The following is an 18,975-nucleotide window of genomic DNA, read 5'->3' as shown; positions in this document are numbered from 1 at the left end:
AGCCGGTGTCGCGTGAAAAGCTTGCGAAAGCTTCTTCCGGAATTTGTTCGACTAAATCATTCACAACAAAAGCCATATCATCTTTGTCTAATTTTATTTCTAAATCTAAAGGCAAAACCACTTGATTCATGTTATAATGTTTAAACATAAGGATCCTCCTTTGGGGTTATGGTGTAGTTACTTTAATTCTATCAAAGGGGATCCTTTTTGTTTATCTAAAATTAAAAAAGAGTATAAAAAAATCGTGGAGAACATCAATTTTGATGTCTTCCACGATTTTTTATTTTACTGGGTTTTGTCCCAGCCTCTTTTTATGCTTGTCCCGTCACCTGTGTGCTTTCAATAGATTTTTTCTTCAAGTAGCCTAATCCAATAACCGCAATGACGACAATCGCTTCAAATCCATATTTCAAAAATTCATTTGTAAAGAACTGAGCAATAATTGGTTCTTTGACAATCATTTTAGAGGCTGTCCAAGCAAGAACGGCGCCACCAAGAGTGATAATAATCGGGAAACGTTCCATGAGTTTTAAGACCAGTTGACTTCCAAAAACAATAATCGGAATCGAAATCAGGAGACCGATTACGACTAATAAAATACTTCCGTGTGCTGCACCAGCAACTGCTAGGACATTATCTAATCCCATCATGGCATCTGCGATAATAATGGTTTTGATGGCTGCCCATAAGCTTCCACCTGCTTTAACGTCAACTTCTTCATCCTCGGTTAATAATTTATAAGCGATCCAAATTAAGACGACTCCACCTACTAAGAGAAGGCCTGGAACTTTTAATAGCCAAACAACAAAAATAGTGGCGATCGCTCTAATAAATATAGCGCCGAATGTCCCCCATATAATGGCTCTCTTTTGATGTTGTTTAGGTAAATTTCTTGCTGCAAGCGCAATGACAACCGCATTGTCACCAGCTAATACTAAATCAATTAAGATAATAGCTAATAAAGCTGAAAAGAATTCAACTGTAAATAAATCCATCGTAACTCCCCCCTTGTATGTAGATATAAAAAAGACCTTTGCTCACCTAATAAAAGGTAAGCAAAGGTCTCGCTAACAATTAAACGAACTGCCAATAAAGCCGAGAGGACGAAACCCCTGAAATGACGACTTTTATTGTAAAAGCTACTCCCCTTTGATTATCAAACACATCTTATCCTAGCTTTTGTGAAAAGTCAATATTACTTATCTTCGAATACTTTCATTGAAGTCGAGTGTTTTGGCTGAACTTTTGAATTAGGGTCGATGCGGACTTTAGCGTTATTAACGGCTGTAGGTCCTTCCCCAAATCCAGAAGCAATTAATTTAACTTTTCCTGGGTACGTACAAATATCACCAGCTGCATAAATACCAGGGATGTTTGTCTCCATTCTAGAATTAACGACGATGCTGTTTTTCTCTAATTCTAAGCCCCAATCTTTAATAGGTCCTAGAGAAGAAATAAAACCATAGTTCACAATAAGATCATCGACTTCAACTTCTACCGTTTCGTCAGATTTAACCTTTTGAAGCACGATTTTGTTAACATTTTCTTCACCGTGAAGTTCTTGTGGTACATATGGTGTTAAAATGTCGACCGATGACTCTTTTAACTGTTCAACACTGTGTTCGTGAGCTCTGAACTGATCACGACGGTGAACGATTGTTACTTTTTCAGCGATTGGCTCTAACATTAAGGACCAGTCGACAGCTGAGTCACCACCACCACATATTAATACTTTTTTATTTCTAAAAGCTTCTAAGTCTTTAATATAATAATGTAGGTTAGTACTTTCATATTTTTCCGAACCTTCTACTTTAAGCTTACGAGGTTCAAAAGCACCATTACCAGCAGTGATAATGATGGTTTTTGTATAAAATGTATCTTTATCCGTTGTTAATTTAAATAAGTTTTCATCAACCTTTTCTACTTCTTGAACGGCGTGGTCCAGAGTAATTTCAGGGTTGAACGGTTTTACTTGCTCGTATAAATTATCAACTAATTCTTGAGCGCGGATTTTTGGAAATCCAGCCACATCAAAAATGTATTTTTCAGGATATAATGCAGATAATTGACCACCGATGTGAGGAAGGCTTTCAATGATTTGGACGTCAGCTTGACGTAAGCCGCCGTAAAATGCAGTGAAAAGACCAACCGGGCCGGCGCCAATGATCGTTATGTCTCTAACATGATCACTCATAAATATTCCTCCACCTTTTATGAATTCAATTCGCACCATTGAACATTATAACATTATAAAGGGGTATATGATAACTTTTTTATCTTATAAATTATCAGAAACATTCGAAAATAATGAGAGGGTTGAAAATGATTTGAAAAAGTTCTATGATGGATTTTAGGTAATGTTTAACGAAATTATGACAATTTTTTATTTTAATCTGTGAAGCAAATCACAATGTAGATTTTGTGATGGGGTTTTCCTATGTTAAAAATTTTTAAAGATGGAAGGGATTAGTATGAACAGACCAAACATTGTCATTTTGGGTGCAGGTTACGGCGGCATTATGACGGCAGTTAACCTCCAAAAGAAGATGTCAGCTGAGGAAGCCAATATTACATTGGTAAACAAGCATGATTATCACTATCAAACAACTTGGTTACACGAAAACGCTGCAGGTACACTACACCATGATCGCACACGTATTTCAATCAAAGATGTTGTAGATTTTAACAAGGTTAATTTCGTGCAAGATACGGTTCAATCAATTGATCCAAAAAGTAAGACGGTTAAATTAGAAGATGGGGAACTGTCTTACGATTATTTAGTGGTCGGGTTAGGCTTTGAATCTGCAACATTTGGTATTGAAGGACTTAAAGAACACGCTTTTTCTATTCAAAACATTAATAGTGCTCGTTTAATCCGTGATCATATTGAGTACAACTTTGCTCAATACAATCTTGAAAAAGAAGAACGTCAAGATTTAATCACGATTATTGTTGGTGGAGCTGGATTCACTGGTATTGAATTTGTGGCAGAACTTGCTAATCGTATCCCAGAGCTTTGCCAAGAATATGATGTACCGAAAGATAAAGTACGTCTGATCAACGTTGAAGCTGGACCAACAGCATTAGCTGGTTTTGATCCTGAACTAGTTGAATATGCGATGAACCGTTTAGAAGAAAAAGGTGTAGAATTCAAGCTTGGAACGATGATTAAGAAAGTAAATGAAGAAGGCATTATCGTTGAAAAAGATGAAGAACAAGAAGAAATTAAATCTAAGAACGTGATTTGGGCTGCTGGTGTAACTGGTAACTCAATCGTTCAAGAATCAGGATTCGAAACAAACCGTGGCCGTGTACCAGTTCGTGACGATTTGCGCACACCAGATTATGACGATGTATTTGTTGTAGGTGACTGTGCTGTGATTATGAACCCTGATACAGAACGTCCTTATCCACCAACTGCACAGATTGCGATTCAAATGGCTGATACAGTTGCACATAACTTAAAACAACTTGTAAGCGGAAGTGATAAACTTGAAGGTTTCACACCGAATATTCAAGGTACAGTTGCTTCCTTAGGTCACACAGATGCAATCGGAGTTGTATTTGATGATAAAAAATTATTCGGTCGCTCAGCTTCCGTAATGAAGAAAGCGATTGACAACCGTTACCTATTAAAACTTGGCGGAGTCGGCCTTGTTCTTAAAAAAGGTAAATTAGATATGTATCACTAAATTGTAACGATTTGAAAAGCAAAGGCATAGGTCTTTGCTTTTCTTTTATGTTAAACTGATAGAGGTTTAACGAACGAATAAAAGGTAGGGAATTGTTGTGGGTATTTTATTTGGTTTTGTTGCAGCTTTATTGTTTTTTATATTATTTTTTGGAATTGCATTTATTGTCAACATGTTGTTACGTGCCACTTGGTTAATGGCCTTGGTTTATCCGATCATTGTGATTTTAATAATTGATAACGTTTCATTTTGGAGTTATTTTACTTCTCCAATAGATTCGTTCTCGGCTTTACCTGAACGAGTGATAAATTTAGAGGCATTTGACTTAATTATCCTTATTTCAGGTCTTGCAGGAACGATTGTAGCAGGATATGTGATCAAGATTTTAAGACAAAAAGGTTATCAAATGTTTTAAAAATTCAGGCAAATGTATAAAAGCTTCTTAATTTGGTTACGCTTCATGACAAAGAGGTGTTAAACATGCGTAATCAATTAAGAAGCTTTTTCTTTTTCGTGATTTTACTAGCGAGCATGACATCACTGCTGTTAATCGCAAATCTATCTTCTACAACAGCAGATGAAGACACACCATCTATTCAACCTCAAGATTTTAGAGAACATCAAGTCTCTTTAGCTCATAAATCTAATGAATGGGAAGAGGCAGAGGAACTTGAAGAACTAGAAGATGGGGAAGAGGTTCAAACGACTGAAGTGAGTCAACAAGAAGAAAGTAAATCTAACGAAAATAATCAAGAGAGTGAAGAGGAAGAAACTGTAAAGGATGAAAGTCCAAAAGAAGAAGAAGAAGTTGTAGATTCGGAAGAAGATGTTGAGAATGTGGAGCAAGCTTCTATGTCAGCGGAAGTAGCCTTTAAACAATTCCCTGCAAAAACAGTTGTGGCAACAGGGTATACGGCAGGTTATGAATCTACTGGCAAGACGAAAGAGCATCCGCAATATGGGATCACATATTCTGGTCTAACAGTTCAAAGAGATGTTATTTCTACCGTTGCTGCAGACCCGAACGTTTTTCCGTTAGGGACAGTATTATATGTACCTGATTATGGTTATGGCATTGTGATGGATACTGGCGGAGCGATTAAAGGTAATAAAATAGACTTATATTATGAAACCGTTGATGAAGTTTACAATGAATGGGGTAAGAAGAGTACTGATGTATATGTCATTGAAATGGGTGATGGTTCGGTGACAGAAGATGATTTAGTCTATTGGGAAGAACAAGTACAATCTGAAGCTTTACCTGTTTTTAATGATGAATAAGGGACAAGCTTATTTCATACGAAAGCCGTTGCGAACGATCGCAACGGCTTTTACATTATAATAATGAATAGAAAATAACTGAAATCAATATTCCTGTTAATGCACCGAAAAAGACTTCAATCGGCTGATGCCCGAGTAGCTCTTTTAATTCTCTCTGCTTGTCTTGCTCTTCTTTTTCTTGCCAATGCTTAGCCTCATCAACAAATCGCTGAAAATCTTTCACAAGTTGATTTAAAATCGTGGCATGCTGCCCTGCATGTCGTCTAACGCCTGTCGCATCATACATAACGATAATGCTTAAAACACAGGCAATAGCAAAGTAAGGTGAATCGAGGCCGTGCTCAATTCCGACAGAAGTGGTGAGTGCAGCTACCGCAGCCGAATGACTACTAGGCATACCACCAGTACTAAACGCTAGAGAAACATCAATTTTTTTATCCGCAATAAAATGAATCGGAATTTTGATCAATTGTGCAAAAACAACTGCGAATAAAGCTAAGACTAAGGGTGTATTGTGTAGAACTTCCATTAAGACGCCACCTTCAAACTTTTTCTTTATATATAAATCTATATACATCATACCCCATTTATGTTCTGAAAAAAACAAACATTTGTGATTTCAGATTGATCATATTTTTGGTAAGATAGTGATAATAATACGGAGGTGTAGTCATGTTAAAAGTCATCAGTCATCAAGTTACAGACGTGGAAACTGAAGCATTATTAGTCGGTTTATTTGAGGAGAATAAAGAGGATCAACCAGTTTATCAAACACTTAATAAGAGTTTCAATGGGCAATTAGATGAGTTAGTCAAGCAAAAGGATATTGATAACACATATGGTGTGGTGTCTAAAGTACATACTTTGGGACAAGCAAAAGCTAAACGAATTTATTTTGTTGGTTTAGGTAAAAAAGATGAGTTAGATGTCACCCGTTTTCGTAAAGCAATGGGACGTGCGTTTAAACAAATTAATAAAGATGAGTTAACAGAAGTAACAGTTGCGTTAAAAAGTTTGACGGAAGATTTAACTTATGTTGAAACAATTGGTGAAGCTTTTGTCATGTCGACTTATCAATTAGAAACTTATCATACATCACGAAAAAATGAGAATCACTTAACTGGTTTACAAGTTATTTCAGACCAAAACGGTGTTCAAGAATCATTGGAGGTTGGATATGCGTTAGGTCAAGGGGTTAATACGACCAGACATTTAGTGAACTTACCTGGTAACTTATTGACAGCTACTGACCTAGCCTCTTATGCAGAAAACATTGCTCATAAGCATGGGATGGACATTGAAGTTTTAGATAAACAACAAATTGAAGAATTAGGAATGGGTGCCTTATTAGCTGTGAACCAAGGCTCACAAGAACCCCCTCGTTTTATCGTGATGAAGTACCAAGGTAAAAAAGAGTGGAATAACCCTGTTGCGTTAGTTGGTAAAGGAATTACATTTGATACAGGTGGATATTCGTTAAAAGGAAAAGAAGGCATTGTCGGTATGAAAATGGATATGGGGGGAGCAGCATCCGTACTAGGTGCAATGGATGCCATTGGTCAAATTAAGCCAGAAGAAAACGTGCTTTGCCTTGTACCATCCACTGATAATATGATTAGTGGCGATGCGTTTAAGCCTGATGATGTCATTGTTTCGCTAAGCGGTAAAACTATTGAAGTACGTAATACAGATGCAGAAGGACGTTTAGCACTAGCGGATGCGGTGACGTATGCTAATCAACAAGGCGCTTCTAAAATCATTGATGTAGCCACATTAACAGGTGGTGTCATTGTTGCCTTAGGGGATGAAATGACTGGTGCTATGACTAACAATGGTGAGTGGTTTGACCAAGTTTATGAAGCATCTGAACAGTCAGGGGAGTTAATCTGGGAACTACCATATCATGACGTGTTTAAAAACAAAGTTCGTAACAGTCATATAGCAGATTTAAATAATTCGCCTGGTCGTAAAGGACATGCTGTTTTAGCAGGTACCTTTATCGGTGAGTTTGTAGGAGATACTCCTTGGGTACATTTAGATATTGCAGGAACAGCCATGACAGAATCAGAACATGATCTAGGACCTAAAGGGCCAACAGGTGTGATGGCTCGAACGCTAGCCAAAACTATTATGAATCATGAGTAAAATAGAAAGGGCTGATGGAATCTCCATCAGCCCTTTCATTAAATTGTGGAAAAGATGTATGTTAAGTTCTTGATGCTAAAGTTGGAATTGCTTTGGTTAAACGTGTTACAAATTGCGGTAATACGACAGCCATCGCTAGTGTAATGATAAAGTCTTTTATAAAGAATGGAACCATAGAAATAACCGCAGCCTTCATTGATATCGCAATTTCAGCAATATAATTTAGAGATAAGTACATTAATGGAGTCCCAATTAAATAGTTTGTCATTAAGCCAACAAATGTAGCAAGTAGGTAAGTGTTCACCTTTGGCTCACTTGCTTTTTCAACAATATAACCAGAAATAAATGCTACAAAAATAAATGAAAGTAAGAAGCCACCGGTTGGGGAAATTAGGGCTGTGGCACCTGCGCTCATTTCAGCAAATACTGGAACTCCCGCTATACCAACAGCTAAATAAACAAGCATCGAGAACGAGCCTAGTTTTTTACCTAATAATAAACCAGCTAAAATGGCAAAAAGAGTTTGTAGAGTGATTGGAACTTCACCGCTCGCATATGTAATTTTAAATGCTGGAAACCAAAAAGCAATATTGGCTCCAATCATCATGAGTACAACAAAAACCGCGCCTAATGTTAGATCCAATGTTTTAAATTTTGAATTCATCTATTGTCGCCCCTTTCAGAAAATATAGTAAACAATTATAAGCTTATTGTCAACTAAAATTTTGTGATGGTAAACAATGTGTGAAATATAAAAAAACCCTCTCAAAACTTTTTTAAGAGGGTAAATGTATTACTTAATACTTGCTTCTAATGCCACTTCAATCATATCGTTGAATGTTGTTTGACGTTCTTCTGCTGTTGTTTCTTCACCAGTTAAGATGTGATCACTGACGGTTAATACAGATAAAGCGTTACGATCATATTTTGCTGCTAGAGTATATAGAGCTGTTGTCTCCATTTCAACAGCTAATACATTGTAATCAGCAAGCTTTTGGAATAGTTCCATGGCGTTGTCACGATAGAAGCTGTCACTTGTAAATACGTTACCGACACGTAGGTTTAATCCGCGATCTTCGCCGACTTCGTAAGCTTTTTTAAGTAAGTTAAAATCTGCACCAGGTGCATAATCAATGCCGCCAAAAACCATACGGTTCATCTGTGAATCGGTTGTTGATGTTTGAGCTAAGATGACGTCACGTACTTTGACATCTTTTTGTAAAGCACCACAAGATCCAACGCGAATCAAGTTTTGCACGTCATACTCTTGGATGAGTTCATTTACATAGATTGAAATGCTTGGCACACCCATACCTGTTCCTTGTACAGAGATGCGTTTGCCTTTATATGTACCAGTAAAGCCATACATACCTCGTACTTCATTATAGCAAGTGACATCTTCTAAAAATGTTTCTGCAATATATTTTGCGCGTAAAGGGTCTCCTGGTAGTAAAATCGTATTTGCGATGTCACCTTTTTTTGCCCCAATATGTGTACTCATTAATGTTTTCCTCCTTGATTCATATTCACTTCACTAAATTACCATAATTCATTTTTATAAACAATTTCAATGGATTTAGTTAATTAATTCAATATATTCTCGCAACAGCTTCCAATCATCGTTTTCTTTTCTCCAGATAAAAATAGCTTTTGCGGGATGTGGTTTTCCGTTGATTTTATTGGTTTCTGTGCCTATAACTAACACGTCGTTTGTACGCTTGGTTATCGATTCAATCTCAAAAGACTTTTCTACATCGGCTTGATTATATTGCTTTAATACTTGATCTAAATCGTAATGATAATCATATTGTTGCGGAACTTCTAAACTGCTATGAGCCCAAAATCCCACAAATTGTTCTGACATCTTTGATCGAATTAAACCACTATCGTTGCTTTTAAATGCTTGATTCCATGCATTAAAATAATCATTTAACACTTGTTCCATCATTCTCATTATTACCTCCTAAATGACGAATTATTTAATTTAATGGCTATTAATTACAATTTCAATAGAAAGAGTTATAGTCCTTTTTAAATTAGCTGTTTTCGTATAGATTGTTGCTTTCTTGAAATATAAGCGTTGATATAATTCGGCTTAAAGAGGCGTTCGAGTATATGAAAAGATGATCACTACCTTTACTGGTACCGTTGGCTCGAATTAGGAAAGGGTTTAACGTTTGATAAACAGGTGGAACAAATGCTTATTTCATTGTGTCAAAATCAAATTATAGAACGGTTTAAATGTTGAGGAGCACATAAAAAAGACCTCGAGATGAGGTCAATTAATCACTTTTTAATAGAACCATTGATGAAAAGCTCATCTACTGTGGTATCCAAGGCAGTGGCTATATCGAATGCTAATTGTAAAGTAGGGTCGTATTTATCATTCTCAATGGCATTAATTGTTTGTCTGGAGACCTTACAGAGTTTAGCCAGTTCTTCCTGGGACAATTTTGCTGATTTTCTTAATTTCTTAATATGATTTTTCATTTAATCACCATATTTTTTTCTGTAAATTAGCAGTGTTGCCAGATATATAATTGAAATCACCGTCAGAAACACGATTGGCGAAATTCCAATCCCATTATAAGAAGTGTTCCCTTGAATAGTTAGGTAAATTGACTGTGCAACTTCTAAAATCAGCATACCAAAAACGACCATAAAGGAATATGATTGAGCTTTATTATTGATAAACTTCCTTCTTTCATCACCTTTTTGAAAAAATGTTGTAACAAAAATAGAAATTCCGCAAACTAATAATATGACTGAATATACAATATTAACCCAATCCAATTTTTAGTTCCCTCCTTATTCAGAATGTAAAAAGTGTTTGACATTCATTATTGTAGCATGAGCTTTGAAAATGTCAAACCTTTTTTACATTTTATGAGAATATAAAACATTAATCTTTTAGAAAACATCCCAAAATAAAAGCTGAGCTCTATTTAAGAGCTCAGCTTCAAAACCTTTAGACCACTTCGTTCAATACCTTTGTTTCTTCATGATCTAATAAGTTTTTATTGATTTTCCCCTCAACCTTTTTATTCATGTGTTGTTCTAAATCATTGACTTCATCTGACGGACCTACAAGGTATATGCGTTCCCAATGATGTTTTTTAGCTATTTGATCAAGTTCCGGCGCAATGCTTTTGTACCAACGTGCACGGTTAGCTTCGAATCGTTCGGCGAGTTCATCTTTTTTAGATGTTTTGGCCCCACCTGAACCTAAGTTAGAGTCAGCTCGGTGTGGACCTTGATGTTGGCGCCAGTCTTCAGTATCTAAATCTAATTCATATAAAGCCGTATCTTTAACCGTACCTAGTTCAGCGTCAATATATTTCACTTGGTCTTTTTGAGTAAGAATGATACCTGTTTTAGGGAAAGATTTTTGCAGTTCTTTTAACTGTCTCAACTGAGGTTGTTCTTCCCAGAAAAATTCAGTTTTGACTGGCATTTGTAATGTTTCAGCGAACCAAATATCTTCATCAGCAGTGGCAATGATAATGACACTTTTCTTAAGGTTTCGTTCGTTTTCATTGATATAATGTTGAACTTTTTCTTTTACAGCCCAATAGTTTCGCTTCTCATCTGAATCTCCGTCTTCTTGCAAGTAAGTCTCAAAATTGTTTAAACCATTTTTAAGTTGGAGTCGCCACTCTCCACCTTGTTGGTCTGGGTCTGCTGGATCCGTGTTTAAATACATCGTAAATACTCGGTTAGGTTTTTCAGTGTGATAGTTTTCAAGTTTATTTAATAACGGTTTTAAATCCAATGGGATCAACTCCTTTTGTGGATTTACTATATGCATTCCACGGAAAGAGCTTGTTCAAACAATGGGAGGGGTGTGCAGAAGTCTTGACAGAATTATATGTGAAGATAGATAATTTAATAAGATTGTAGTGTTATATCCTTCGGGGCTGGGTGAAAATCCCGACCGGCGGTGATGGATGAACTATATCATTCTAAGTCCGCGACCCGCATAATGCGGTTGATCTAGTTAAAATCTAGAACCGACAGTGAGAGTCTGGATGGGAGAAGGATCGGATCGTTAACCGTGTGAAGGAGAAGGGGGTTAACGATTGAGAGATAAACATTTCTTTATGCATCATGCCTTAGAACTAGCGAGGCTTACCATTGGTCAAACAAGACCGAATCCGTCTGTTGGAGCGGTGGTTGTTAAAGATGGCCGTGTCGTGGGAACTGGGACACATATGAAATCTGGTGAACCACACGCGGAGGTATTTGCTCTTCAACAAGCAGGAGAGCTAGCTCAAGGTGCTGAAATTTATGTGACGCTAGAGCCTTGTGCACATCATGGAAAGACACCTCCATGTGCTAAAGCGATAATTGATTCAGGTATACAAAAGGTTTACGTCGCAACACTTGATCCAAATCCGAAAGTTGCTGGAAAAGGGGTCGAGTGGATTCGTAGTGAAGGCATTGATGTTGAAGTTGGTATTTTTGAAGAAGAAGCGCAAGAAATTAATAAAATGTTTTTTCATTATATGAAAACTAAACGTCCTTATATCACCCTTAAAACGGCTGTTTCCTTAGATGGGAAAATGACAGCAAATAGTGGTGATAGTAAATGGATAACTAGTGATCAATCAAGATTAGATGTTCATCATAATCGTCATCGACACGATGCCATTTTAGTTGGTAGTGAGACGGTTTTACGAGATGATCCTCTATTAACCACCCGTCTGCCCCACGGAGGTATAAACCCTACACGTATCGTCCTCGATACACATTTATCGATTCCTTTAGAATCTAAACTTTTAACGAATGATGAAGCTGACACCATAGTAGTTTGTGGAAAACAGGCTCATAATAAGAAAGAAGAAGCTTTAAGCAGCATTGATCATGTACATGTATGGCGACTTGATGCAGAGAGAATTCATTTGAATGCTTTACTTGAGCGCATGTCAGAGGCAAAGCTTATGAGTTTATATGTCGAAGGAGGCTCTACCATCCATTCGGCTTTTATTCAAGAGCAGTTGTTTGATGAAATTCATGTCTATATGGCCCCAAAATTAATTGGCGGGTCGATGAGTAAAGCTTTTTATAATCAGTTTGGTTTTGAAGAAGTAAAAGATTCAATTCAGGTAGAATTCAATTCAGTTGAAACCATTGGTAAAGATATTAAAATGATTGCAAAACCTCTAAAAGAGGAGGAGTAAAATTGTTTACAGGGATTGTAGAAGAGGTTGGAACGATTAATCAAATGACAGAGGGTTCCGAGTCTTTAAAATTAACGATTGAAGTTAATCAAATAACAAAAGATGTTCAACTTGGAGATAGTATTTCAGTGAATGGCGTATGTCTTACAGTTACTAACTTCACTGAAACAACGTTTGATACGGATATTATGCCAGAGACCTTCCACCACACAGCATTAAAAGGGTTAAAAGAAGGATCTAAAGTTAATTTAGAACGAGCGATGTCCGCAAACAGTCGATTCGGAGGTCATTTTGTTTCAGGGCATGTTGATGGGGTTGGAAAAATTGTTCAGCGAGAAAGAAAAGATAACGCAGAGTACTTCTACATTGAAGTTTCACCTGATTTAGCGAAATATATGATGCTAAAAGGTTCAGTCAGTGTGGATGGAACATCACTAACGATTTTTGGAATCGAAAAGAACCAGTTTACGATTTCACTCATTCCTCATACACAAGATGCGACTATTTTAACGACTAAGCATGAGGGTGATGAAGTGAACATTGAATGTGACATGTTATTAAAATATGTCCATCAATTAGTGAAATCAAGTGATCAAAATGTAGAAGGTGTATCGTTAGACCAATTGCGTCAGGCTGGTTTCTTGGGTCAGTAATAAGTAGATTGAAGTAAAGATATGTTCTTATTTTAGGAGGGGCAGTTTATGTTTGATTCAATACAAGAAGCAATAGAGGATTTAAAACAGGGGAAGGTTGTCATTGTAGTTGATGATGAGAACCGTGAAAACGAAGGTGACTTTGTGGCCTTAGCAGAACACACGACTCCAGAAGTGGTAAACTTCATGGTGAGTGAAGGTCGTGGCTTATTGTGCACACCTATTACACAGGAAAAAGCAGAACAACTACAATTGAATTTAATGGCTGATGTTAATACGGATAGTCATGGAACGGCTTTTACTGTAAGTATCGACCACGTGGATACTACCACGGGAATTAGTGCAGAAGAACGTTCAAAATCAATTACGCGTTTAGCTGAAGATGACGTCGTTCCAACTGAGTTCAAACGACCAGGTCATATTTTTCCTCTAATCGCCAAAGAAGGTGGGGTTCTACGTCGAGCTGGTCATACTGAGGCGGCAGTTGACCTGGCATACCTCGCCGGTTCTAAACCAGCAGGTGCTATCTGTGAAATCATGAATGCAGATGGGACGATGGCGAGAGTTCCAGAGCTTCGAAAGTTAGCGGATCAACACGGATTAAAGTTAATCACCATTGAGGACTTAATCAAATATCGTCGCATGCATGAAAAATTAGTGAACCGAGAAGTTGAGATTAATCTACCAACTTCATTCGGAGATTTTCAAACAGTAGCTTATACTAACCAAATTGATGGACGTGAACACGTTGCTTTAGTAAAGGGTGAAATTAACCCTAATGAACCGACATTAGTCCGTGTTCACAGTGAATGTTTAACAGGTGATGTGTTTGGCTCCTATCGATGTGATTGTGGTCCACAGTTAGAATCAGCCTTAAAACAAATTGAAGAAGAAGGTAAAGGCGTATTACTATACATGCGTCAAGAAGGCCGAGGTATAGGACTTCTCAATAAATTAAAAGCTTATAAACTTCAAGAAGAAGGTTATGACACGGTTGAGGCAAATGAAAAACTAGGTTATCCAGCCGATTTAAGAGATTACGGTATTGGAGCTCAAATTTTAGAAGACTTAGGTGTCCGTAAGATGCGCTTGTTAACTAATAACCCAAGAAAAATCAAAGGCTTGCACGGGTATGATTTAGAATTAGTAGAGCGTGTACCTCTTAAAATGGAGCCTAATAAGAATAACCAAAAATACTTAGATACTAAGCGTGACAAATTAGGTCATTTATTTTAAAACGGAGGGGAAATAGTCATGAAAACAATTGAAGGTAATTTAGTTGGATCAGGGTTAAAAGTTGCAATCGTTGCAGGTCGATTTAACGATTTTATAACAGAAAAACTAGTCGACGGTGCGATTAGTGGCTTAAAACGTCATGGTGTTAACGACGATGACATTACATTAGCTTGGGTACCAGGGGCATTTGAAATTCCACTTGCGGCCAAAAAATTAGCAGCTTCTGGCGATTACGATGCTGTTATTACGTTAGGTGCGGTGATCAAAGGATCGACACCACACTTCGATTATGTATGTAATGAAGCGGCTAAAGGCGTTTCACACGCGAACTTAGAAACGGGTGTACCGGTTATTTTTGGTGTTATTACAACAAACACGATTGAGCAAGCAATTGAGCGCGCTGGCACTAAAGCAGGTAACAAAGGTTATGATGCTGCAGTGGGCGCAATCGAAATGGCTAACTTAGTTAAAGAACTATAATTTTCATAAAACCGAAACAAAAGGATTGTGTGATCGCTTGGCGCATTTGATATAATGAGGTTAGTTTAAAGAAATAGGTGATTTAGCTATGATGGAATTTCTTTACTTCCCAGAAGATAAAACTGCATATATTCCGGCGGTTTTAACGCTCTTAATATTTATGACAATCGCCGTATTATCGATGCGTATGATTATAAAGAAAGCCAAGCGTGAACAAGAAAATTTTGAATCGCAATATCCTGAAGGAAAACGTGAACCAGAACAACCTAGGTGACATTGGTCATCTAGGTTGTTTTTTATCAAACACTCTAATGCCTCATAAAACATGATCAATGTCCCATAAATAAAGAAAATGATCCCATAAAACTTTAAAAATAGATCATAAACTCACAGAAACGTATCAAAAATCTAGATCGTTGTCCCATAAACCAGTTAAGTGTCACGAAAATCTCTGAAAATTACTTTCATATGTTTAAGAAATCGCATTTTTCACCAAACTGAGTAATGAGGTGAGATGGATGCGAAAATTTTTATTAGGCATTGGATGTTTAGTCCTTTTGACCGCGTGCCAAGCAGATGCGGAGACCATTTATGAAGCGGATATAAAAAATCAGGATTTAGATATTATTGGTAAGGCAAAATTTCAGTCGGATCCAGGTGGTGTTAAATTAACAGTTAATCTTGAAGGTTTAGAACCTGGATTTCATGGAATTCATTTACATGAGTTTCCTAAATGTGAAGCTCCAACTTTTGAAACTGCCGGGAACCACTGGAACATTGAAGGTGAAAAGAAGCATGGTTTAATGCACCCGGAAGGTCACCATATTGGTGATATGACTAATATTGAGGTTGGGGGAGATGGAACGGCAACTTATGAATATGTTATTGAAGATGCCACTCTTCAAGATGGAAAAGGATCCATTTTTAGTGATGGAGGAAAAGCGTTAATCATTCACTCTGGTCAAGATGATGGTGTAAGCCAGCCAGCTGGTAATGCTGGAGATCGCGTTGCTTGTGCAGAAGTTATAAAAGGACAAGAGCGTTCTGAAGGCCAAAACCCAGGTGATCAAGTGGAAGAACAAGAGGAAGAAAAGAAATAAAAAGCGATTGGAGACAGATCCAATCGCTTTTTTCTATTCAAAAGCTTTAATGATACGATCGATTCCTTCTTCAATCACTTGCGCAGGTGAGGCGATATTGATTCGCATATACTGTTCACCTTGATCTCCAAAGGATTTCCCATCATTTAAACCGACTTTAGCTTCATTGTTCAATTTCTTTTTAATCTCTTCATGACTGAGTCCTGTTTTAGTAAAGTCTAGCCATATTAAATAAGTTCCTTCAGTATCCGCTGCCGTAATGTCAACAGATGAGTTAGCTAGTTTCTGGTCAATTAGTTTTTTATTATTTTCTAACTGTATGATTAAATCATCTAACCAGTTCTCACCATGATTATAAACAGTCTCTAATGCTATAAACGCAAACGTGTTCAACGAAGCAAAGCCTTGTCGCATTAACTGTTGATCAACCTTCTTTTTCAATTCTTCGTTTGGCGATATGACATAAGAGGCTTGTAATCCTGCAATATTAAACGTTTTAGAAGGAGCCATTAACGTAAAAGTAAGCTGTTCAATATCATGATTTAGACTCGCAATAGGTGTATGTTGATGGCCAGAAAAAACAATATCTGCATGGATTTCATCTGAAAAAAGATAAACATTATATTGTACGCATAAATCCGCAATTTTTTGAAGTTCTTCCTTCGTCCATACACGACCAACCGGATTGTGTGGACTACATAAAATAAAGGCCTTTGCACCATTTTTAAACGTTTCCTCTAATTGCTCGAAGTCCATTTCATAATGTCCGTTACGGTTGATTAATGGATTTTCAACTAATTCGCGATTATGTAATTTGACAACAGAGAAAAAAGGAGGATATACCGGGGGTTGAATCACAATTGAATCGTTTTCCTCCGTAAATACTTGAACTAACGCATGGAGCGATGGAATGACTCCCGGACTAAAACTGAGTAAGTCCGTATTAATGTCATATTGATGTCGCTTGGCTAACCAGTTTTTGATTGAAGATAAAATACCGTCATCAAACGTTGTGTAGCCGTATAAATTATGTTGAGCTCTTTCAATCAATGCTGTTTGAAGTTCTGGTACGGATGCGAAATCCATATCCGCAACCCATAGTGGGAGTACGTCGGATCGACCGAATAATTTTTCTCGATATTCAAATTTGGCTGATCGTGTATTCTCTCGATTAATGACTTCATTAAATTTGTATCCCATAATATTCACCTCACTAATTTAAGTTTAGCGAATTATGGAATTAAATGCGAATAAATGAAATGGCAAAAAAAAAAGCAAAGTGTCTCAAACACTTTGCCAAAGGGGGAATACGAGAAAGTATTACACTATTATTTATTGCCGTTTTATAAAATATTAAACCTGTTTTTTCTAAAAAATTTGTAGAAAATATAAATAAGCAGTTGGGATGATGCTGCTTTTGATAAAGAAAAGAGAATATGATATAATACACAATTGTGCAAAAGAAATAGCGTCGGGAGTTGTATAATATGTCAAAAATCATCGAAGAAGGACAAGTTGTATCTGGTAAAGTAACTGGCATCCAGCCGTATGGTGCCTTTGTTGCTATTGATGAAGATGTACAAGGGCTTGTTCATATTTCAGAAGTTACTCACGGTTATGTAAAAGATATTCATGATCATCTAACCGTTGGTGACGAAGTTAAAGTAAAAGTATTAAATGTTGAAGAGAATAGTGGTAAATATTCTTTATCTATTCGTGCTACAGAAGATAAGCCGAAACAACAACCACAACCTAAGAAAAAGGCGGCTCCAGTTAAACAAGAGAGTCAAGGTACTGGCTTTAACATTTTAAAAGATAAGTTAGAAGAATGGATTGAACAATCAAAAGACCGTGAACAAACTTATCGAAATTAATGAAAAGTGTCTTCGAGGAAATACCTCGAGACACTTTTTTTGATTATGGCAGCTTTTTTCCTCATAATAAAATTAGGCAATTTTAGAAAGGAGCAATCGACATGGAAAATTTCACTTTTCACAATCCAACTAAGTTAGTCTTTGGTCGAGGGCAATTGGAAAACTTACCTCATCTCATTCCTGATGGAGTCAAACGAGTGTTAATCGTATATGGTGGCGGAAGTATTAAAAGAAATGGTATTTTTGCCAACGTACAAAAGAAACTACAAGATAATGGCTATGAAGCGTTTGAATTTGGAGGTGTAGAACCTAATTCACGCCTATCAACCGTTAATAAGGGTGCAGACTATTGTAAAGAACATAATATTGATTTCTTATTAGCAGTTGGTGGCGGTAGTGTCATCGATTGTACGAAAACAATCGCCAATGCGGCAAAATATGACGGTGATGCTTGGGATTTAGTTACAAAGAAAGTTGAACCTCAGGATGCTTTACCATTAGGTACAGTTTTAACACTTGCAGCGACTGGTTCTGAGATGAACGCAGGTGCCGTTATTACAAACTGGGAAACGAATGAAAAATACGGTTGGGGATCACCGTTTTCATATCCACAGTTTTCAATTCTAGATCCTGTTCATACTTATTCAGTCCCTAAAGACCAGACGATTTATGGGATTGTCGATATGATGACACATATATTTGAACAGTATTTTTATCGTCCGACGAATGCACCGGTTCAAGACCGTATGTGCGAAGGTGTTTTAAGATCGATTATCGAAACAGCTCCAAAGCTTATAAATAATTTAGATTCATATGAGTATCGTGAAACCATTATGTATGCTGGAACGGTCGCACTTAATGGTATGTTACAGATGGGTACTCGTGGTGACTGGGCGACTCATAATATTGAGCATGCGGTGTCAGCCGTTTATGATATTCCACACGCAGGTGGATTAGCCATTATCTTCCCTAACTGGATGAAACATAACATTGATGTGAATCCGGAACGATTTAAACAATTATCCGTAAGAGTATTTGGTGTAGACCCATCAGGTAAAACAGATAAAGAAGTTGCATTAGAAGGTATTGAACGTCTACGTCAGTTCTGGTCAGCTTTAGGAGCTCCATCTCGATTAGCTGATTATGATATTGATGCATCAAAAATTGATTTAATGATCGATCGTGCTATGAAAAGAGGACCATTCGGTAACTTCAATAAACTTCAAGATGAAGACGTCAGAAACATTTTAGAAATGTCGTTATAAAAAAAGCCTTCAGCTGACTTAATGTTAGCTGAAGGCTTTTTAATGTTTACACCTCAATTCCTCATACAT

At 37.0% G+C, this 18,975-nt stretch carries 22 protein-coding genes and 1 riboswitch; of the genes, 12 read left to right on the top strand and 10 right to left on the bottom strand.

The features are described 5' to 3' along the window. Positions 1-311: 311 nt before the first annotated feature. Together BMY57_RS12010 and BMY57_RS12005 are read right to left on the bottom strand one after the other, a co-directional pair. Complete coding sequence (locus BMY57_RS12010) at positions 312-995, bottom strand: TerC family protein (RefSeq protein ID WP_091774637.1); 684 nt, start codon at positions 993-995, stop codon at positions 312-314. Between the two features lie 200 nt (positions 996-1,195). Beyond that, on the bottom strand, positions 1,196-2,194 hold the full coding sequence (locus BMY57_RS12005) for an NAD(P)/FAD-dependent oxidoreductase (RefSeq protein WP_091774635.1): 999 nt from the start codon (positions 2,192-2,194) through the stop codon (positions 1,196-1,198). A gap of 277 nt (positions 2,195-2,471) precedes the next feature. Here BMY57_RS12005 and BMY57_RS12000 point away from each other — a divergent pair, with 277 nt between their 5' ends. The 3 genes from BMY57_RS12000 (at position 2,472) to BMY57_RS16295 (ending at position 4,973) form a co-directional block, all read left to right on the top strand. Next, positions 2,472-3,692 carry an NAD(P)/FAD-dependent oxidoreductase gene (locus BMY57_RS12000; RefSeq protein WP_091774633.1) on the top strand — a complete coding sequence of 407 codons (1,221 nt, stop codon included), beginning with the start codon at positions 2,472-2,474 and terminating at the stop codon, positions 3,690-3,692. A gap of 97 nt (positions 3,693-3,789) precedes the next feature. After that, positions 3,790-4,107 carry a YuiB family protein gene (locus BMY57_RS11995; protein WP_423809590.1) on the top strand — a complete coding sequence of 106 codons (318 nt, stop codon included), beginning with the start codon at positions 3,790-3,792 and terminating at the stop codon, positions 4,105-4,107. Between the two features lie 65 nt (positions 4,108-4,172). After that, the gene (locus tag BMY57_RS16295) at positions 4,173-4,973 is read left to right on the top strand and encodes a 3D domain-containing protein (protein ID WP_256205304.1); all 801 of its coding nucleotides are present in this window, start codon (positions 4,173-4,175) and stop codon (positions 4,971-4,973) included. 55 nt (positions 4,974-5,028) lie between these two features. Here the strand turns inward: BMY57_RS16295 and BMY57_RS11985 are convergent, their stop codons facing one another. After that, positions 5,029-5,502 (bottom strand): divergent PAP2 family protein, encoded by a 474-nt coding sequence (locus BMY57_RS11985; protein ID WP_091774631.1) that lies wholly within the window; start codon positions 5,500-5,502, stop codon positions 5,029-5,031. Positions 5,503-5,645: 143 nt separating this feature from the next. Between BMY57_RS11985 and BMY57_RS11980 the strand changes: the two genes are divergently transcribed. Then, positions 5,646-7,118 (top strand): leucyl aminopeptidase, encoded by a 1,473-nt coding sequence (locus BMY57_RS11980; RefSeq protein WP_091774629.1) that lies wholly within the window; start codon positions 5,646-5,648, stop codon positions 7,116-7,118. A 61-nt stretch (positions 7,119-7,179) separates the two neighbouring features. Here the strand turns inward: BMY57_RS11980 and BMY57_RS11975 are convergent, their stop codons facing one another. The 6 genes from BMY57_RS11975 to BMY57_RS11950 form a co-directional block, all read right to left on the bottom strand. Next, positions 7,180-7,782 (bottom strand): biotin transporter BioY, encoded by a 603-nt coding sequence (locus tag BMY57_RS11975; RefSeq protein ID WP_091774627.1) that lies wholly within the window; start codon positions 7,780-7,782, stop codon positions 7,180-7,182. Positions 7,783-7,911: 129 nt separating this feature from the next. Beyond that, positions 7,912-8,619 carry a purine-nucleoside phosphorylase gene (gene deoD, locus BMY57_RS11970; RefSeq protein ID WP_091774625.1) on the bottom strand — a complete coding sequence of 236 codons (708 nt, stop codon included), beginning with the start codon at positions 8,617-8,619 and terminating at the stop codon, positions 7,912-7,914. Between the two features lie 75 nt (positions 8,620-8,694). After that, on the bottom strand, positions 8,695-9,066 hold the full coding sequence (locus BMY57_RS11965; RefSeq protein WP_246247626.1) for a nuclear transport factor 2 family protein: 372 nt from the start codon (positions 9,064-9,066) through the stop codon (positions 8,695-8,697). A 338-nt stretch (positions 9,067-9,404) separates the two neighbouring features. Then, on the bottom strand, positions 9,405-9,608 hold the full coding sequence (locus BMY57_RS11960; protein ID WP_091774622.1) for a helix-turn-helix transcriptional regulator: 204 nt from the start codon (positions 9,606-9,608) through the stop codon (positions 9,405-9,407). Further along, positions 9,609-9,911 carry a hypothetical protein gene (locus tag BMY57_RS11955; RefSeq protein WP_091774620.1) on the bottom strand — a complete coding sequence of 101 codons (303 nt, stop codon included), beginning with the start codon at positions 9,909-9,911 and terminating at the stop codon, positions 9,609-9,611. A 175-nt stretch (positions 9,912-10,086) separates the two neighbouring features. Beyond that, positions 10,087-10,890 carry a VLRF1 family aeRF1-type release factor gene (locus BMY57_RS11950; RefSeq protein ID WP_091774618.1) on the bottom strand — a complete coding sequence of 268 codons (804 nt, stop codon included), beginning with the start codon at positions 10,888-10,890 and terminating at the stop codon, positions 10,087-10,089. Positions 10,891-11,021: 131 nt separating this feature from the next. After that, positions 11,022-11,162, top strand: a riboswitch (FMN riboswitch). 35 nt (positions 11,163-11,197) lie between these two features. Between BMY57_RS11950 and ribD the strand changes: the two genes are divergently transcribed. From ribD to BMY57_RS11920, 6 genes are all read left to right on the top strand, one after another. After that, the gene (ribD, locus tag BMY57_RS11945) at positions 11,198-12,298 is read left to right on the top strand and encodes a bifunctional diaminohydroxyphosphoribosylaminopyrimidine deaminase/5-amino-6-(5-phosphoribosylamino)uracil reductase RibD (RefSeq protein WP_091774617.1); all 1,101 of its coding nucleotides are present in this window, start codon (positions 11,198-11,200) and stop codon (positions 12,296-12,298) included. A 2-nt stretch (positions 12,299-12,300) separates the two neighbouring features. Beyond that, positions 12,301-12,951 carry a riboflavin synthase gene (ribE, locus tag BMY57_RS11940; protein WP_091774615.1) on the top strand — a complete coding sequence of 217 codons (651 nt, stop codon included), beginning with the start codon at positions 12,301-12,303 and terminating at the stop codon, positions 12,949-12,951. 48 nt (positions 12,952-12,999) lie between these two features. Continuing rightward, a complete protein-coding gene (locus BMY57_RS11935) occupies positions 13,000-14,187 on the top strand; it encodes a bifunctional 3,4-dihydroxy-2-butanone-4-phosphate synthase/GTP cyclohydrolase II (protein ID WP_091774613.1) in 1,188 nt (395 codons plus the stop codon). A gap of 18 nt (positions 14,188-14,205) precedes the next feature. Next, positions 14,206-14,667, top strand: a complete 462-nt coding sequence (gene ribH, locus BMY57_RS11930; protein WP_091774611.1) for a 6,7-dimethyl-8-ribityllumazine synthase — start codon at positions 14,206-14,208, stop codon at positions 14,665-14,667. A gap of 88 nt (positions 14,668-14,755) precedes the next feature. Then, positions 14,756-14,941 carry a hypothetical protein gene (locus BMY57_RS11925; protein ID WP_091774610.1) on the top strand — a complete coding sequence of 62 codons (186 nt, stop codon included), beginning with the start codon at positions 14,756-14,758 and terminating at the stop codon, positions 14,939-14,941. 244 nt (positions 14,942-15,185) lie between these two features. Then, entirely contained in the window at positions 15,186-15,767 is a 582-nt protein-coding gene (locus BMY57_RS11920) for a superoxide dismutase family protein (protein ID WP_091774608.1), read from the top strand. A 33-nt stretch (positions 15,768-15,800) separates the two neighbouring features. Here BMY57_RS11920 and BMY57_RS11915 read toward each other — a convergent pair whose 3' ends face one another. After that, positions 15,801-16,967 carry a MalY/PatB family protein gene (locus BMY57_RS11915; protein WP_091774606.1) on the bottom strand — a complete coding sequence of 389 codons (1,167 nt, stop codon included), beginning with the start codon at positions 16,965-16,967 and terminating at the stop codon, positions 15,801-15,803. 287 nt (positions 16,968-17,254) lie between these two features. Here BMY57_RS11915 and yugI point away from each other — a divergent pair, with 287 nt between their 5' ends. Together yugI and BMY57_RS11905 are read left to right on the top strand one after the other, a co-directional pair. After that, the gene (gene yugI, locus BMY57_RS11910) at positions 17,255-17,641 is read left to right on the top strand and encodes a S1 domain-containing post-transcriptional regulator GSP13 (RefSeq protein ID WP_091774604.1); all 387 of its coding nucleotides are present in this window, start codon (positions 17,255-17,257) and stop codon (positions 17,639-17,641) included. A 101-nt stretch (positions 17,642-17,742) separates the two neighbouring features. Beyond that, entirely contained in the window at positions 17,743-18,906 is a 1,164-nt protein-coding gene (locus BMY57_RS11905) for an iron-containing alcohol dehydrogenase (RefSeq protein WP_091774603.1), read from the top strand. Positions 18,907-18,975 lie beyond the last annotated feature (69 nt).

Origin of the sequence: Piscibacillus halophilus (genome assembly GCF_900110685.1) — a bacterium.
GTDB lineage: Bacteria > Bacillota > Bacilli > Bacillales > Alkalibacillaceae > Piscibacillus > Piscibacillus halophilus.
Note: the sequence above shows the minus strand (reverse complement) of the source record. Positions and strands in the feature narration are given on the sequence as shown.

Coding starts and splice junctions, on each gene's coding strand:
- ribH (WP_091774611.1), top strand. CDS start 14,206: ATGAAAACAATTGAAGGTAATTTAGTTGGATCAGGGTTAAAAGTTGCA.
- BMY57_RS16295 (WP_256205304.1), top strand. CDS start 4,173: ATGCGTAATCAATTAAGAAGCTTTTTCTTTTTCGTGATTTTACTAGCG.
- BMY57_RS11980 (WP_091774629.1), top strand. CDS start 5,646: ATGTTAAAAGTCATCAGTCATCAAGTTACAGACGTGGAAACTGAAGCA.
- BMY57_RS11965 (WP_246247626.1), bottom strand. CDS start 9,066: ATGATGGAACAAGTGTTAAATGATTATTTTAATGCATGGAATCAAGCA.
- yugI (WP_091774604.1), top strand. CDS start 17,255: ATGTCAAAAATCATCGAAGAAGGACAAGTTGTATCTGGTAAAGTAACT.
- BMY57_RS11975 (WP_091774627.1), bottom strand. CDS start 7,782: ATGAATTCAAAATTTAAAACATTGGATCTAACATTAGGCGCGGTTTTT.
- BMY57_RS11920 (WP_091774608.1), top strand. CDS start 15,186: ATGCGAAAATTTTTATTAGGCATTGGATGTTTAGTCCTTTTGACCGCG.
- BMY57_RS11935 (WP_091774613.1), top strand. CDS start 13,000: ATGTTTGATTCAATACAAGAAGCAATAGAGGATTTAAAACAGGGGAAG.
- BMY57_RS11915 (WP_091774606.1), bottom strand. CDS start 16,967: ATGGGATACAAATTTAATGAAGTCATTAATCGAGAGAATACACGATCA.
- BMY57_RS12000 (WP_091774633.1), top strand. CDS start 2,472: ATGAACAGACCAAACATTGTCATTTTGGGTGCAGGTTACGGCGGCATT.
- BMY57_RS12010 (WP_091774637.1), bottom strand. CDS start 995: ATGGATTTATTTACAGTTGAATTCTTTTCAGCTTTATTAGCTATTATC.
- BMY57_RS11905 (WP_091774603.1), top strand. CDS start 17,743: ATGGAAAATTTCACTTTTCACAATCCAACTAAGTTAGTCTTTGGTCGA.
- BMY57_RS12005 (WP_091774635.1), bottom strand. CDS start 2,194: ATGAGTGATCATGTTAGAGACATAACGATCATTGGCGCCGGCCCGGTT.
- BMY57_RS11985 (WP_091774631.1), bottom strand. CDS start 5,502: ATGGAAGTTCTACACAATACACCCTTAGTCTTAGCTTTATTCGCAGTT.
- BMY57_RS11925 (WP_091774610.1), top strand. CDS start 14,756: ATGATGGAATTTCTTTACTTCCCAGAAGATAAAACTGCATATATTCCG.
- BMY57_RS11960 (WP_091774622.1), bottom strand. CDS start 9,608: ATGAAAAATCATATTAAGAAATTAAGAAAATCAGCAAAATTGTCCCAG.
- deoD (WP_091774625.1), bottom strand. CDS start 8,619: ATGAGTACACATATTGGGGCAAAAAAAGGTGACATCGCAAATACGATT.